Origin of the sequence: Tahibacter amnicola, assembly GCF_025398735.1 — a bacterium.
Classification (GTDB): domain Bacteria; phylum Pseudomonadota; class Gammaproteobacteria; order Xanthomonadales; family Rhodanobacteraceae; genus Tahibacter; species Tahibacter amnicola.
On record NZ_CP104694.1, the window covers coordinates 5,336,844 to 5,352,512 of the forward strand.

General features: G+C 63.7%; 11 protein-coding genes and 2 tRNA genes. All 13 read right to left on the minus strand.

Annotated features, from left to right (window positions below):
- Positions 1–172: 172 nt before the first annotated feature.
- Positions 173–247: transfer RNA gene (locus tag N4264_RS20895), tRNA-Val, on the minus strand.
- Positions 248–366: 119 nt separating this feature from the next.
- A tRNA-Thr gene (locus N4264_RS20900) sits at positions 367–442 on the minus strand.
- 67 nt (positions 443–509) lie between these two features.
- Positions 510–929, minus strand: a complete 420-nt coding sequence (locus N4264_RS20905) for a type IV pilin protein (RefSeq protein WP_261694155.1) — start codon at positions 927–929, stop codon at positions 510–512.
- 157 nt (positions 930–1,086) lie between these two features.
- Positions 1,087–5,001: a pilus assembly protein gene (locus tag N4264_RS20910; RefSeq protein WP_261694156.1), complete on the minus strand. Its 3,915-nt coding sequence runs from the start codon at positions 4,999–5,001 to the stop codon at positions 1,087–1,089.
- A 21-nt stretch (positions 5,002–5,022) separates the two neighbouring features.
- Entirely contained in the window at positions 5,023–5,754 is a 732-nt protein-coding gene (locus N4264_RS20915; protein ID WP_261694157.1) for a pilus assembly PilX family protein, read from the minus strand.
- Positions 5,755–5,769: 15 nt separating this feature from the next.
- Positions 5,770–7,110: a PilW family protein gene (locus tag N4264_RS20920; RefSeq protein ID WP_261694158.1), complete on the minus strand. Its 1,341-nt coding sequence runs from the start codon at positions 7,108–7,110 to the stop codon at positions 5,770–5,772.
- Positions 7,107–7,646, minus strand: a complete 540-nt coding sequence (pilV, locus tag N4264_RS20925; RefSeq protein ID WP_261694159.1) for a type IV pilus modification protein PilV — start codon at positions 7,644–7,646, stop codon at positions 7,107–7,109. The genes N4264_RS20920 and pilV overlap by 4 nt, the downstream gene beginning before the upstream one ends.
- Positions 7,647–7,653: 7 nt before the next feature.
- The gene (locus tag N4264_RS20930; protein ID WP_261694160.1) at positions 7,654–8,277 is read right to left on the minus strand and encodes a GspH/FimT family pseudopilin; all 624 of its coding nucleotides are present in this window, start codon (positions 8,275–8,277) and stop codon (positions 7,654–7,656) included.
- Positions 8,278–8,535: 258 nt separating this feature from the next.
- The gene (gene ispH / locus N4264_RS20935) at positions 8,536–9,486 is read right to left on the minus strand and encodes a 4-hydroxy-3-methylbut-2-enyl diphosphate reductase (RefSeq protein ID WP_261694161.1); all 951 of its coding nucleotides are present in this window, start codon (positions 9,484–9,486) and stop codon (positions 8,536–8,538) included.
- Positions 9,487–9,514: 28 nt separating this feature from the next.
- Positions 9,515–10,033 (minus strand): signal peptidase II, encoded by a 519-nt coding sequence (lspA, locus tag N4264_RS20940; protein ID WP_425508289.1) that lies wholly within the window; start codon positions 10,031–10,033, stop codon positions 9,515–9,517.
- Entirely contained in the window at positions 10,033–12,897 is a 2,865-nt protein-coding gene (gene ileS, locus N4264_RS20945) for an isoleucine--tRNA ligase (RefSeq protein WP_425508357.1), read from the minus strand. Before ileS ends, lspA begins: the two co-directional genes overlap by 1 nt.
- A gap of 54 nt (positions 12,898–12,951) precedes the next feature.
- Positions 12,952–13,905 carry a bifunctional riboflavin kinase/FAD synthetase gene (locus tag N4264_RS20950; RefSeq protein ID WP_261694163.1) on the minus strand — a complete coding sequence of 318 codons (954 nt, stop codon included), beginning with the start codon at positions 13,903–13,905 and terminating at the stop codon, positions 12,952–12,954.
- A 65-nt stretch (positions 13,906–13,970) separates the two neighbouring features.
- Positions 13,971–15,578, minus strand: coding sequence for a murein biosynthesis integral membrane protein MurJ (murJ, locus tag N4264_RS20955; RefSeq protein WP_261694164.1), 1,608 nt, complete (start codon positions 15,576–15,578; stop codon positions 13,971–13,973).
- Between the last annotated feature and the right edge of the window lie 91 nt (positions 15,579–15,669).

Genomic DNA, 15,669 nt, shown 5'->3' on the forward strand with positions numbered 1-15,669 from the left:
GGCTTTGCTCGACAGCACCCGCGCTACGGCGCCAGTCATGTGCTGGCCGGTCCGGCTCGCCATCCGGAAGCCTGGGATAGTTAAGTGGGATAAAACGACCCGATTCACGCGTCTCAGCGCGCCAGAAACGAAAAAGGCAGCCGGTAAGGGCTGCCTAAGTCGTTGTTCTAATTGGTGGGCGGTACAGGGTTTGAACCTGTGACCCCTGCCGTGTGAAAGCAGTGCTCTACCGCTGAGCTAACCGCCCGAAATGGGACGCGGATTCTAGCCAGTGAGGCTTATCGGGTCAACCATGGTTGACGCGAACAACCCGCTTCCCAAACGAAAAACCCGGCCAGGGCCGGGCTCTGCGTGAAACGTCTCCGATGGTGCCGACGAGAGGAGTCGAACCTCCGACCTACTGATTACGAATCAGTTGCTCTACCAACTGAGCTACGTCGGCGTCACGGGAGGGCGCGGAGTATAGAGGGTGTAGCCCCTTCCCGCAACAATCCGCCGATTGGATCAGCTTACCAGCACGAGCCGTTGGTAGACGTCTTTTCGGAAGCCTTGGCGCCCATATTGGTGATCGACAGCCAGCCGCAATCGTCGCTGGCCTGCGCATCCTTCGGCGTCACCGTGACGGTGAAGCTCTGGCCGTCGGCAGCCACTGCGACAGCGCCGTCGTAGTAGTTGCGCTCGGAACTGAGCGCACCGCCGGTGAAGCCCAGGCCGCCGGCGCCCAGCGTCGGCGTGTAGCGATTGAAGTTGGTATAGAACCGTTCTTCGGCCTGCACGATACGCATCGCGAACTCGCGGCCGTCCGCGCGACGCGCACGGAAGCTGTAGCGCCCGTAGGCCGAGATGGCGATAGCGGCGAGGATGCTGATGATCAGCACGACCACCACGACCTCGATCAGGGTGAAGCCTTTGCTCTTCTTTGTATACATCGCACCCACCTGTACCTGTTGCTGATGTCGGATTTCGCCGCGGCGATCCCGTCGACGATTGCCTGTTCGATCTTACCGACCGCCTCTGTCCGCTACACCGAATCCGGTCACAGCAAACGACGAAGGCAGGGCCTGCGCCCTGCCTTCGTCCAGCCGATCAGTCTTCGCCCAGCAGGCTGCGCCATGAGCCGCGATGCCAGGGTTCGGACGGGAACGAGATGGCGCTTTCGTCAACGTCCGGGGTGAGCGGGTCATCGGCAATCAGCTGATCCTTCGGGAAACCCGGGATGAACAGATTGCCGCCGCCGATGTGATCCATGAGCGTCGGAGTGCCGCTGGTCGGAATTGCATTGCCTGCCTTGTCGTCCGCAATGAAGTAACCGACATGGCCGTCGAGCGGGCTGGGTTTGTCGCCAATCAGGATCGGCGAGGTTGCGCCGGCGCCGCCGGTTGACGGGTCCACCACAATCACGCTGCCCGACCGACCCGGGTTGCACGGATCGTCACCTTTGGGCAACAGGGTCGTCAGCAAAGCCTTCTGAAGGCCCTCCAACCGCACCGCATTCACGACCACGCGCTCGCCAGGACGCACATCCAGGGGAATCCGCCAACCGCGCTTCTCCTTCGGTACTGGTTCGGACGTCAGGACCAGACGATCGCCGGCAGACGATGTGAGCTTTTGGTCGACGATCTCGGACGGGACAACCGGGAATTTCGGCGCATTCACGCCCGACGGCGACGACGGTGGATCTTTCACATCAAACCAGGTTTCGCGAATGCCGAAGAACGCCTGGGTCGAAACACCCGCGGTATAGCGATCCTCGTCACCCAGGTATTTGCCGGTACCAAAAACCCATACGCGCTTCGTCCTGTCAGCTTGCGGGTCAGCCATCAGGATCGGCAAGGTCGTGATCGGCATTTTCCCGACGCCACCGCTGGACGGATAGCTGTACGTGGAGAACATGAGCTGGGCGCTCCACTTCGACGGGTCCGCGTCCGAGAAATCGAAGCGCCACAGATTGCCGGCCAGGTCGCCGGCCACCGCATAGTCGTCGAGCTGATCTTTCTCACTGAGTTCATTGGAGCCCGACGATGCAACCGCTGGCGTCGAGAGACCGTAGCTGACGACGCCCGGCGTCGTATGGATTTCCGCGATCTTCGAACCGGTTTCCATATCCACGACATAGAGCGTCGACTGGTTACGCTTGGCACCGTCCGAATTGGACAAGGGATCCTGTACGTCCTTCGGGAAATACCCGCTGGAAATCACCACGACCCATTTGTTCTGGTACTTGATACGCGCGGTATTGGCGGAGGCGTAGGTGTAGCCCAGATACTTGAACTCCTCGGAGTCACCGTTGATTTCCCACAGGACCCGGCTCTTTGCGTCCCCTTCGCCCGTCGAAACCGGATCGGTGACGTCCAGGGCGAAAACGCCACGGCCACCCATGCGCATCGACTGGACAAGCACGGTTCTCCACGCCTTGCTACCGCCGGTCATCGGTGTGCTCACAAAGGCGTCCGCGGTAATCGCCGTGTCATCGACCCCCGGAATCAAGGTCGTGAGATTTCGCTGCGTCGACTTGGTAGCGCGGCCATTGAGCAAGCTCGTGTTCGGCATATAGGCCCACAACTCCTTGCCGGTCGACGCATCGAGCGCGTGCAGCATGCCGCCCTGGTTGGAGCCGACATAGACCGTCGGCAACCGCTTGTCTGCCACTTTGTGGAAGTCACTGAGCCTCTGGCCCGCCTCGGCAGCAGCCAGTTCCGGCGATCCAGCCGGCCACAGCATGTCTTCCAGGTCCGTCTCACCTGCTGCCAGGTAACGCGGCCGCGAATTGATGACCGCACCCATCACCGACGTGCGCTTACGCATCAGGGGATCCGTGTTTTCCTGGACGCGTGAACCGCGCAGATAGTTGAGGCGCGCTTCGCCGGCCGCGTCAGCCAAGCCGGTCGCCGGATCTTTGCCCAACGCCGCGCGCTGCGCCGCATTCAGTTGCGCCCAGCGGAACGGGATGCCGGAGCTAGCCCCGCCCGTTGAGGTGATGATGTTACGGGCATTCGGATCATGCGGAGCGCCGACATTGCTATTGGTTTCCGGGCAGAGGCCGCCCGTCAACAGGCATGCGGCGTCCCATTTCCGCGTGCTGGAAACGGCACCGGAGGTTGGATCGAAGCCCACGCGCAACAGATAACCGGACCAATCCGAACTGTCATACCCGCCGGAGTAACCTTGGGTCGTGGGGGCTGAGATCGACAGCGTCGCCGAGACTGCCGTCGACGAGCTGCGACGGGACAGGATGTTGTTGATGATTTCCGTCAGACGCTCAACCAGCTGGTTCGGATTGGAGGCCGAGAAATAGGAGCCGCGACTGTTGATAGCCGCATGCCACATGTCATCGACGGCCGAGGGCTTGTCACGCACCGGCATCGGCCAGAACTTCGTCCCGCCGGACTTGCGCAGTTCCGAATAGTCTTCCGGGAAGCGCAGCGTGCCGTCGATGCCCAGGGCAATCATGAACTGCACCACGTGCTGCCAGTTCGCCGGATCATTGGCAGGGTTGAAGAAAATCACCTTGTTCTTGAGCGGATCCTGTCCGACGGCCAGCTCGCCCGTGCCGTCCAGGTTGGTCGACTTGTCGCCGATGTAGCGACCGACATTGTTTGCCAGGTCCGGACGCAGATCCTTCGCCCAGTAGTGGAAACCGATGTTTGCCAGGGAGAGCTTTTCGTCGCCGCCGCGCGTATCCCAGTAGACACGGGTTTCCGCATCGGTCGGGCTGTATTCGAACGGCTGCGGCTTGCCTTCCGGATCGAGCGGCAGGCCACCGGGTATGGCCTTGTTCGGCACGACCGTGGGTGCCGGGGTGACGTTGCTATCGGTTCCGTTCCAGTAACCGTCCGTCACCAGAACATGGAAGTTCTGCCTACAGGACAGTTCCTTGCCCGGTACGGTATTCGAACCGGGCTGGTAGAACGGGTTGGTCAGGCCCATCACGCCCTGGCCGCCGGAGAAGAACTCCGACGCGCGCACCGTGGCTTCGCGATCCGGCGTGCCGTTATATACGCCGACGTTGTAGATGAAGTTGAAGAAATTCGTACGCCAGTTGTTAGCCGCCGAATTACCGGTCGTATTGGTATCGGTCAGACTGGTGATGATGCTGGTGTTCTTGGCAATCGACGTTGCCCAGGGGCGGTCATTGGCTTTTGGCCAGATGGTCTGCCAGGCCACGCGCACGTTCGCGCCCATCGCGCCAAACACGCGCGACAGTGCCGAACGCGCCGACAGGCTGCGCGTGCGGTAGTACGCGTACCAGTTTGCAAAGTTCTGGTACTGGTCCGTGGGAACGGCCACCGCCTCCCAGTTGGATTCCTTGTAAAGGATGCTGGTATCGATGCTGCCGTCGGCCTTGATGAAGTTCGGCGCCGATGCCTTGTACTTGTAATAGTAGGGCCCGCCACTCGCAAACGGATTGACCTTGTTGTAATTGTGATTACCGCCAAGGCCGCACTTCCACCGATTGTCGGTATTACCCGGCGGGTCCGTTCCCATCAGGTTGGTACGTCCCAGATCGTTCGCTTCTTTCGGCGTATCCGGGTTATTGGCCCACTCGGCGGCGGTCGGCGTGCCGTGACCAGGCTCGTTGGCGTTGATACCGTCCTGCCAGACCGACTTCAGGGTGGCATCGGCGTCCGGAAAGGCCGTTCCGTCACTGAAGCTCGCCGGCCGGTACGTGATGTTCGGGTTGTAGTACACGCCGTTCATCACACGCGAACGCGGATTGGCCTTGTCCGTCACACCGGGATCGATGACGCCCGCGCACATCCAGGGCCCGTTCCAGCCGGTGCTGGGAGAACCCGGGGGAAGATCGCCCTGGGCGTTCCAGGCCATCGAGCCTGAATCGTCGAAGGAAACGACCAGGTTGGGGTCTACGGAGGCCGTGACATCCAGCGGTGCCGGCGCCAGGTCGACCGTGCCGGACCAGGCCGGTGCCGAGAGGGACGCGAGAAGCGCCAGCGTAGAGGAGCTGCCGATCACGCGCCAATGGAAAAATCGTTTAGTAAGCATAGGAACCCTGCTCCGCTGACGTTACACGGGGTTGCAGCTGGTAATCTTCTTCGCGATAAAGGTCGATTCGACCACCCGCACCGTGGCATCCGAACCGCCCTGGCTGCGCGCGGTGACGCGATAAAGCGTGCGGGCATCCACACCGCCACCGCCACCGCCACCGCTACCGCCTGGACCCACTTGCCGGCCGCGGTCGTTGTCTGCACCGGTCTGTCGATATCCGCCTCCGCCTCCGCCTCCGCCTCCCCCGCCCGGGCTGCCCTCGCTAACCGTCCTGGAGACTGAACCAAGTTCTTCGACGATATATTGGGGCTGGCTTGCGAGGGATGCGGTTGCGTAATCACCACTGAGACCGGTTACATCCGCCACCATTTCACGGCCCATCGGCCCCCAGGTCGCGTCCGTGCGGAATTTCTGCACCGCAGTCACCAGGCGACCTTCTTTGTCCGAGGTGTAGCACGAGTTCGCGCCACCGCCGGCTTCATCGCACTTGAGGGGAACGCAGCCCGTCGTGGGCGAATAGACAGCGCGGTCAATCTGTGTCCAGACGAAGGCTTCACCGGCGCGCAATGCACTCTCCGCGCCCAGTGTGCCCAGCTGACGGTTGCGCATGCCGCCGGTCATGCGCTCCTGCAGCACGGAATTCCAGGAAGCTGTCACGGCGATCAGGCTGATGATGATCAGGAAGATCAGCGATACGAACAGCACTGCGCCATCCTGCGCAGGTATCGGTTTAAAACGGGACATAGTCATGATTCTGCCTCGTTATCAAAGGCTGGTAGCGCGCACGGAAATCGTGGCAATGAATTCGCGACGCAACTTGCTGCCGGCAGGGAGATTCGTCACCGGCATCGGATCGGTCGGCGCGGTGGGTTCCAGTGCGAAATACGGGTCGCCCACGCTGTAGCGATACGCCTTGTCCACATCCGCCAGGTCAAATTGATTCTTGACGGTATTGACCAGCATATGCGCTTCAATCGATTTCACCGAGCGCCAGAGGCAGCCGGGTTCGTACAGCCATTTCTTGGCGGCATCTGTCAGGTCAGCGGGCGGCGGAGAGCACGTGGTGGGGCCGCTGTTCGCCTCAACCTCCGCGGCGGTCAGATAGCGCACCGCGCCATTGAGATCCTGCACGCCGTAGAGGAAATCCAGTCGTTCCACGCCTTCCACCAGTTCGACAGGCGCACCGCCATTGACGCGCCGATAGAGGGAAGAGATCACCGAGCCACCCGGCGAATCGGGGGACGGGTCAGGCTTGGTGGCAAGGAAATACGTCACAGTGCGCAGATCCTTGGTGGCGTTGAATACTCGCGTATCGGTGCCTGGCCCGCCGTTGGCGGGGCAGCTCGGGGTACCATCCAGCAACGCCGCGGGATCGGCTTTCAGCACAGTCCCGCCGTCAAACGTCATCTTCATGATGGTCGGGGAATTGCAGTCGGTGACGTACGCGAAATCACCGTTCTCGAAATTGATCTTGCTGTCGCCGCCATCTGGATGTTCTTCAATCGTCCACTGCGGAGCACCGTCCACAAGGCTGCAGACACCACGCCAGCCGGTGCCGCTCAGGCTACGAACGGTCAAAACATCAGTACCCGGCACTTTATTCGGCAAATCCACGGAAGCCGGCAGATTCGGGGTGCACCCTGTCGTGCAGTCGTAGCCTTGCAGGAAATAGCGCGGGCTCAGCGGATAGGGGCCGTCCGGATCGCGCCAGCCGAGGGGCTCCGACGGAATCAGCGTCGCGCCCGGCGCATCGGCGAACTGTTCGTCCGGCTGGAACTTCGACCACACCATGGGCGCGCGCGCGGGGCTCACGACGCCATTGGACGACTTCGTGGATTGCCCGCTGGTGGCATTGCAGAACTGGCCCATCGAGGAACGGAATTCATCGGTGAGGCGCATCGTGGCGAAACGGCCGTTCTCCTGCAGGCGCGCCAGCGCTTCCTGCACGCGGTTGGTCCGGCTGGTGGTGGTGAAAAGTCCAATCAGGCCGAACGTGATCAACACGCCCAGCGCCAAGGCCACCATCAATTCGATGAGACTCAGGCCCTGCTGCCGTGCAGCGGCAGAACTGCACTTTTGGAAAATGGGATGCGTGGCTTTTTTCATGGCTCGAAAACCCATGCGAATGTCTGGTCCTGCACCGATGCGGCACCCGTGTCCGTGTTGAGGGATTTCTCCGACCACCTCACCCAGACCGAGCACAGGCCGTCATAGGGGGGATTGGAATGGCGGGCTGACGCCGGTATGGCAACACCGGGGTTCAGCGCACAACGAATGTTCGCCGTCGCATTCGGCAGGAAACCGACCAACTGCGCGCTCCACTGGGCCCGATCGCGCAATGCGATTTCCGCTTCGCTGCAGGCCTCAGCGCCCAGGCACGTTTTCGTGGGGGCGGCAGCGGTGGCGGCCGAGTAGTCGCCGTTGTAGCGGTCGTTCCAGAGTGCCATGCGATTGGCCTTGATCCGGTCCGCCATGCCCTCGGCCAGGAAGGACGCCTGCGTACGCAGGTACGAGCTGTGGTTTGTCTTTACCGAGACCACGAGCAATCCGGCCAGGCCCAGCAGACCCAGGCCGAAGATCAGCAGTGCAACCAGCACTTCCAGCAGTGAGAATCCGCGTGTGCGTTTTAGTGACGTGTACATGGTTTCCTCAGCACGACGGCGCATTGGAGCCGGTGGTGGTGCGTTGTGAAGTGACAAGGCCGGTGGTCGACACGCGGATTGAGCGCGAACGGGTAGCGTCGCTATTCGGGGCACAGAGGTTGAAATCGGCGGTATCGCCCATCGTCAGCGCGCCGGTGCCGTTGAAGATCGTCGCTTTGCTGCCCACTGCATCGCCTTCGGCGCCGTCGACCGCCACCTTCAGGGCATAGCCATCGTGAAGGGCCGGTGTTTCGCGCAGGACCAGCTCGTAAGTGCCGTTGCGCTTGACGTCTGCCTTCACCTTCCAGCCGCCGGTCCAGATATTGTTTCCGCTATCGGCGAACACGCCAACGCGCAGACCACGCTTGACCGCCTCCTGCCGCGCCAGGCCCAGGTCGCCAACCAGCCGATTGGTCGCGTCCGTCGCTGCATTGGACACCATCATCTCGCGCATGCTCGGCAGGCCAATGGCCACCGCGATCGCGATGATGGCCACGATGATCATCAGTTCGATCAATGAAAAACCCGATGTCCGGACGACGGCTGGACGTCCGCGGTACCCGCTTAAAGCCATAAGGCCCCCAATGTTCGAATGCGACAAAAAAGTAACCATATGCGTTTCGAGGAGCAACCTGAGCGCACATGCGAGGTAGCAATTGCCTGACGAGTGGATGCAGGCCACTCAATCACTTAGCGCGGGTCCCGGCGCATTTTGTGGACGAAATTCATGTCCTGCAGGCACTGACACCGCGACCCTGTCACGGACAATTGGCAGATGCAATCGGATAGCCGGCGGTAAACGCCGAATGCATCACATTTCGGGCGCGTTTCAGAGACGGAAACGCCGCCCGGTGGGCGGCGTCGGGCTGACTGATGAGCGGCGCGAAGCTCAGTTGATCAGGCTGATCCGCAGTTCCTTGGGCAGGGCGAAGGTGACGCCCTCCGGATCGCCGGGGATTTCGGAGACATTGACCGCCCCGGCCTGCTGCAGGCGGCGGATCACGCCCTGGACCAGATCCTCCGGGGCGGAGGCGCCGGCGGTCACGCCGATGCGCGGCTTTCCGGTCAGCCAGGCGTCCTGGATGTCCTCGGCGCCATCGATCAGGTAGGCGGGGACGCCCTGCTTTTCCGCCAGCTCGCGCAGGCGGTTGGAGTTGGAGCTGTTGACCGAGCCGACGACCAGCACCAGGTCGCAGGACTGGCCCAGCTTGCGCACGGCATCCTGGCGGTTCTGGGTGGCGTAGCAGATATCGTCGTGGCGCGGGCCCAGCATGGCCGGAAAGTGGCTGCGGAGCGCCTCGATGACGGCCTTGGTGTCGTCCACCGAGAGCGTCGTCTGGGTGACGTAGGCGATGTTGTCGGGATTGCGGGGAACCAGGCGCGCCACGTCCTCGGGCGTCTCGACGAGGTAGATCTCGCCGGCGGCGCCGGATTTCGCCCACTGGCCCAGGGTGCCTTCGACTTCCGGATGGCCGGCGTGGCCGACCAGGACGACGTCGCGCCCGGCCTTGCAGTGGCGCGCGACCTCCATATGGACCTTGGTCACCAGCGGGCAGGTCGCATCGAACACGCGCAGGCCGCGGCGGTCGGCCTCGGCGCGGACGGCCTGGCTCACCCCATGGGCGCTGAAAATGACCGTTGCACCGTCGGGCACTTCGTCCAGCTCGTCGACGAAGACCGCGCCGCGCTGGCGCAGGCCGTCAACGACATAGCGGTTGTGCACGACCTCGTGGCGCACGTAGATCGGCGCGCCAAAGACTTCCAGCGCGCGGTCCACGATCTCGATCGCCCGGTCGACGCCGGCACAGAAACCGCGGGGATTGGCCAACAGCACTTCCATAGGAATCACGACTCCGGGGCGAGCCCCATTATTGCCCGCGGGGGTGGTCTTTCCCACTGCGCAGGCTGAACCACGCCAGCAGCGCAGCGCCCACGCAGATGGCCGAGTCGGCCACGTTGAAGGCCGGCCAGGCGAAGGTCTGGTAATAGACCTGGATGAAGTCGACCACGTGACCAAAACGCACGCGGTCGATCAGGTTGCCCAGGGCACCGCCGATGATCAGCGCCAGCGGCAGGGCCGAGCGCCAGTCGTTGCGCTCGGTCCGCGCCAGCACGACGACGAGCACGGTGCTGATCACGATCGCTATGCCGCCCAGCCCCCAGCGCTGCCAGCCGCCGGCGTCGGCAAACAGGCTGAATGCGGCGCCAGGATTGAACGACAGCGTCCAGTTGAGGAAACCGGGCACGACGGGATCCGGCACGCCCTCGACCAGGGACGTGGACGCGATCACCTTGGTCCACTGGTCGAGCGCGATCACGACCAGCGAGACCACCAGCCACAGCAGGGCATTCGGGGCGGACGACGCCTTGGTCACGACGGCGGCCATCAGAAATAGCGCCGGCGCTCGCCCGCGCCGTCCACGTTTTCGGCGCAGCGCGCGCAGGCCTGCGGATGCGCGGCCACCGAACCGACGTCGTCGCGGTAATGCCAGCAGCGCACGCACTTCTGGCCGCTGGCACCCGTGGCAAACACCCAGACGTCGTGTTCCGCCAGATCGCCCTTCAACGCCAGCGTGGTCGGCCTGGCTTCGTCATCCACGAAGGCATCGAAGCCCAGTTCCGGCGCAATGACCGAGAACGCCGGACGATCCCGGTGTGCCTGGATCGAAAGGCCAGAAGTGATGAAGAAGAAACGCAATTCGTCGGCGACGTCGGCGTAGCGGTCGCGCAGGTCGGCGTCCAGGTACAGCGTCACCTGGGCCTCGAGCGAGGCGCCGATGACACCGAGTACGCGCATGCCCTCCAGCACCTTTCCCGTGGAACCGCGGATGGCGAGAAGATCCGCCCACCATTGCCGCTGCTGCGGCGAGCCCTGCGTGGCCGCCAGGCCTTCGTACCAGGTTTCGAACAGCACCGACTCGTCGCGCTGGCCCGGCATCGCGCGCCAGATTTCTTCCGCGGTGAAGGTGAGAATCGGCGCCAGCCAGCGCACCATGGCTTCCAGGATGCGATACATCGCACTCTGGGCCGAACGGCGGCCATGGCTCTCCGTCGGCATCGTGTAGAGGCGGTCCTTGGTGATATCCAGGTACAGCGCGCCCAGCTCATTGGTGCAGAAGTTCTGGATGCGCTGGACGATTTCCGGAAAGTCGTAGCGATCGTAAGCGGCGACGACAGCCTGCTGCAGGTCGTGGGCCTGCTGCACCGCCCACTGGTCGAGCAGCAGCGAATCCTGCACCGGCACCAGGTGCCTGGCCGGATCAAACCCGGCGAGATTGCCCAGCAGGAAGCGCGCCGTATTGCGGATGCGGCGATACGCGTCGGAAACGCGCTTGAGGATCTCGTTGGAAACCGACATCTCGTTGCGGTAGTCGGTCGAAACGACCCACAGGCGCAGCACGTCCGCACCCAGCGTGTTGATCACCTCCTGCGGCGCGACGACGTTCTTGAGCGACTTGGACATCTTGTGACCCTGCGCATCCACGGTGAAGCCGTGGGTCAGCACATGGTCATACGGCGCCTTGGCATACATGCCGATCGAGGTGAGCAATGACGACTGGAACCAGCCGCGGTGCTGGTCCGAGCCTTCCAGGTACATGACCTTGTCGTCGGGGCCGCTCGGGCGCAGGTAGTCGCGGGCCTGCACGACGCAGGCGTGCGTGACGCCCGAGTCGAACCACACGTCGAGAATGTCGGTGACTTTCTCGTAGTCGGCCGCTTCGTCGCCGAGGAACTCGGTGATGTCGATGTCGTACCACGCATCCACACCACCCTGCTCCACGCGCTGCGCCGCCAGTTCCATCAGTTCCGTGGTGCGCGGATGCGGCTCGGAGGTCGACTTGTGCACGAACAGCGCAATCGGTACGCCCCAGGTGCGCTGGCGCGAGATGCACCAGTCCGGGCGGCCGACAATCATGCTGGTGATGCGCTCGCGGCCCCACGCGGGATACCAGTTCACTTCCTTCTCGATCGCTTCCAGCGCACGTGAACGCAGGCCTGCCTGGTCCATGCTGATGAACCACTGGGGCGTGGTGCGGAACGCGACCGGCTTCTTGTGACGCCAGCAGTGCGGATAGCTGTGGTTGATCTTCTCGAAGGCCAGCAGCACGCCGCGCTCGCGCAGCACCTCGGCGATGGAATCGTTCGCCTTCCAGACGTGCTGGCCGGCGAACAGTTCCGTATCCGACAGGTACACGCCATTGCCGCCGACCGGATTGACCACGCCGATGCCGTATTTCTGGCCGACCTGGAAGTCTTCCACGCCGTGGCCGGGCGCCGTATGCACTGCACCGGTGCCATCCTCGGCGGAGACGTGGTCGCCCAGAATCACCGGCACCTTGCGCGCATAGAACGGATGCTGCAGCAGCAGGTTTTCCAGCGCGGCGCCAGCAGTGCGGCCCAGCACGTTGATACTTTCGATCTTGTAGCGGGCCACCAGGCGCGAGACGAGACTGTCGGCTACGGCCAGCAGCACACGGCGGCCATTGCGCGGAACGCCCTCGATCAGCGCGTACTCAAGATCAGCTCCGAGCGTGACGGCCATGCTGGCGGGCAGCGTCCACGGGGTCGTCGTCCAGATGGGCACGGCGACGATGGCATCACCGATCTCGCCCACGCCGAACTTGCCGGCCAGCGCGGCCGGGTCGATGGCGTCGTAGGCCACGTCGATGGCCGGCGAATCTTTGTTGATGTATTCGATCTCGGCTTCGGCCAGGGCCGAACCGCATTCAAAGCACCAGTGCACGGGCTTCACGCCGCGCGCCAGATGACCGTTCGAGACGATCTTCGACAGCGCGCGGATCATGTCCGCTTCGTAGCGGAAATCCATCGTGCGATAGGGATTTTCCCATTCACCCAGCACGCCCAGGCGCTTGAAGTCAGCGCGCTGCAGGTCGATCTGGCGGGCGGCGTATTCGCGGCACTTCTGGCGGAAGGCCTTCGCGTCGATCTTCTCGCCGACCTTGCCGACTTCCTTTTCCACCGCGATCTCGATCGGCAGGCCGTGGCAATCCCAGCCTGGCACGTAGGGCGCGCGGTAGCCGGCCATCAGCTTGGACTTGACCACGACGTCCTTGAGAACCTTGTTCACCGCGTGGCCGATGTGGATCTCGCCGTTGGCATAGGGCGGGCCGTCGTGCAGGACGAAGGTCTTGCTGCGGTTGGCGGTGCGCGCCTGGATGGCACTGTAGCGCGCCTGCTGTTCCCATTCGGCCAGCATGCCGGGTTCGCGCTTGGCCAGGTCCGCCTTCATGGCGAAGGGGGTTTCCGGCAGATTGATGGTTGGCTTGTAGTCGATCGTCACGATTCAGGCTCCGGCGGCCACCAGGCGGGGCGCACCAAGGATGCGCCGCGCGGCGGCGGCGTCATCGTCCATTTGCCGGACCAGGCTGGGCAGGTCCGGGAATTTTTCTTCGTCCCGCAGTTTCTGTACAAATTCCACTTCAATACGACGCCCGTAGAGATCGCCGTCAAAATCGAACAGGTGCGATTCCAGCAAGGGCTCGGTACCGGCAACGGTCGGCCGCACACCCAGGCTGGCGACGGCCGGATGCGGCGCATTGCCGACGCCATGCACCCATACCGCAAAAATGCCCTGCACCGGTGCCACCCGCCGGCCCAATCGCAGATTGGCCGTCGGATAGCCGAGCTTTCGACCTAATTGCTGGCCGCGGACCACATGCCCACCGATGCTGAATCGCCGCCCCAGCTGGTTCGCGGCGGCGTTGAATTCGCCGGCGGCCAGCAGCCGGCGGATCGCCGAGCTGGACACGCGTTCACCCTGCCAGAGGAAGGAATCCAGTTCCGTCGCCCGGAAACCGTGCCGCAGGCCGTGCGCCTTGAGCAAGGCCATATCACCGCGACGGGCATGGCCGAAACGGAAATCGCGGCCGACCACGATCTCGCGCGCACCAACCCGCGCCACCAGGACGTCGGCAATGAAGTCCTCCGCCGACATCGCGGCCAGGGCCGCGTTGAAACGCAGCAGCAGTAGCCGTTGCATGCCGCTGTCGCGTAGCCGGGCGATCTTTTCCCGCGCCGAGGCCAGGCGCGGCAAGGGCTCCCCGCGGGCGAAGAATTCGCGCGGGATCGGCTCGAAACTGATGGCGATGGGCGTCAGGCCCAAGTCGTCGGCGCGCCGGCGTACGTGATCCAGCACGAAGCGATGACCGCGGTGTACGCCGTCGAATGCGCCGATACAGACCACGCTGCCGCGCGGCGCGAGCGATGGCCCGGCGGCGTCCCTAAACAGCGTATGCATTGCCGGGAGTATAGCCGCTGCGTTGCGACGCACAACGCCACGGATTTCCCCGCGCCGCGGCCGCTTCAGACGCCACGCAGGTCACGCAGACGAAAGCCCAGCGCGAACAGGACAACCGCGAAGGTCGCCCCGCCGGCGCCAACCAGGACGCCCAGGCGGAAGATCCGCAGGCTGGTCGGAATGCTTGTCCACTCCGGCCACAGGGCAAGACCCGCCAGCAGTACGCCGCACATCGCCAGGCAGGCGGCGGCCAGGCGGACGAGATGGCGCGTCCATCCGGGCTGGCGCTGGTACACGCCGGCTTTCGCCAGCGCCCGCCACAGCTGCGCCAGGTTGAGATAGCTGGCCAGCGCACTGGCCATGGCCAACGCCACGTGCAGGCCGGGAATGGTCGCCAGCGCCGCGATCCAGCCATCGGCCCGCTGGGCCGGCGTTGACCACAGAACGAACAGGGAGAACAGGAAGACGATATTCAGGGCCATGTTCGCAACCATCGCGACGATGCCCGCCCGCACAGGCGTGCGGGTGTCCTGGCGCGCATAAAACGCGGGCGCGACAACCTTCACCAGGGCGAAGGCCGGCAATCCGAAGCTCAGGGCCGACAGGCTCAGCGCCGCCATGTCGACATCGTGCGGCGTGAACTGGCCGCGCATGAACAGGGTGGCGACCAGGGGCTTGGCGAGAAATACCAGGCCCAGCATCGCCGGAGCGGCAATCAGCAGAGCGGTGCGCAGGCCCCAGTCCAAGGCCCGCGAAAAACCTGCGCTGTCGGTTGCCACGTGATGCCGCGACAGGCTCGGCAAGATCACTGTGCCCAGGGCGACGCCAAACAAGCCGAGCGGAAATTCCAGCAGGCGGTCGCTCTGCGACAACCATGTCTGGGAGCCGGTCACCAGGTAGGACGCAATCATCGTATCCAGGAGCAGGTTGACCTGGGCCACCGAGGAGCCGAACAGGGTCGGCACCATCACCTTGCGGATCTGCTGCACGCGCGGATGGCGCCAGCCCCAGCGCGGCAGCGACAACATGTTCAACGAGCGCAGCGCCGGCAGCTGGAACAGCAGCTGCAGCACGCCGGCGACCAGCACCGACCAGCCCAGCGCCATGATCGGCACTTCCAGGCGCGGCGCCAGCCAGAGGGCACCGGCGATCATGCACAGGTTCATGATCACCGGCGTCAGCGCCGGCAAGGCAAAGCGATGGAAGGCATTCAGAACGCTCCCCGCCATTGCCGTCAGGGAGACGAACAACAGGAACGGGAACATCACCCGCAGGAGGTCGGCCGTCAGCTGGAACTTGGCCGGTTCATCGATCGCACCGGAGCTGAAAAGCCCGGTCACCCATTCGGCACCGATGACGCCCAGCGCGGTGACGACCAGCAGGATGCCGCCCAGCGTGCCGGCGGCACGCGCGACCAGTTCGCGCAGCTCGGCTTCGGAACGGGTTTCTTTCACTTCGGTAAAGACCGGCACGAAGGCCAGGGAGAAGGCGCCCTCGGCGAACAGCCGACGCAGGAAGTTCGGGATACGGAAGGCCACCCAGAAAGCATCCGAGGCCGCGCTGGCGCCAAATGCCGCGGAGATGGCCACGTCCCGGGCCAGTCCAAGGAGGCGGGAGATGAACGTCATGCCGCTGAAAGACACCAGCGAACGCAATAAACTCGGGACTTTCACGCGGCGGGCTCCGTCCGTGGAATGCAAAGGTTGACGTACAAGCATGCCATCTTTAAACTCACGCGTCTTTTTACAAGCTCTCCGCCCGGAG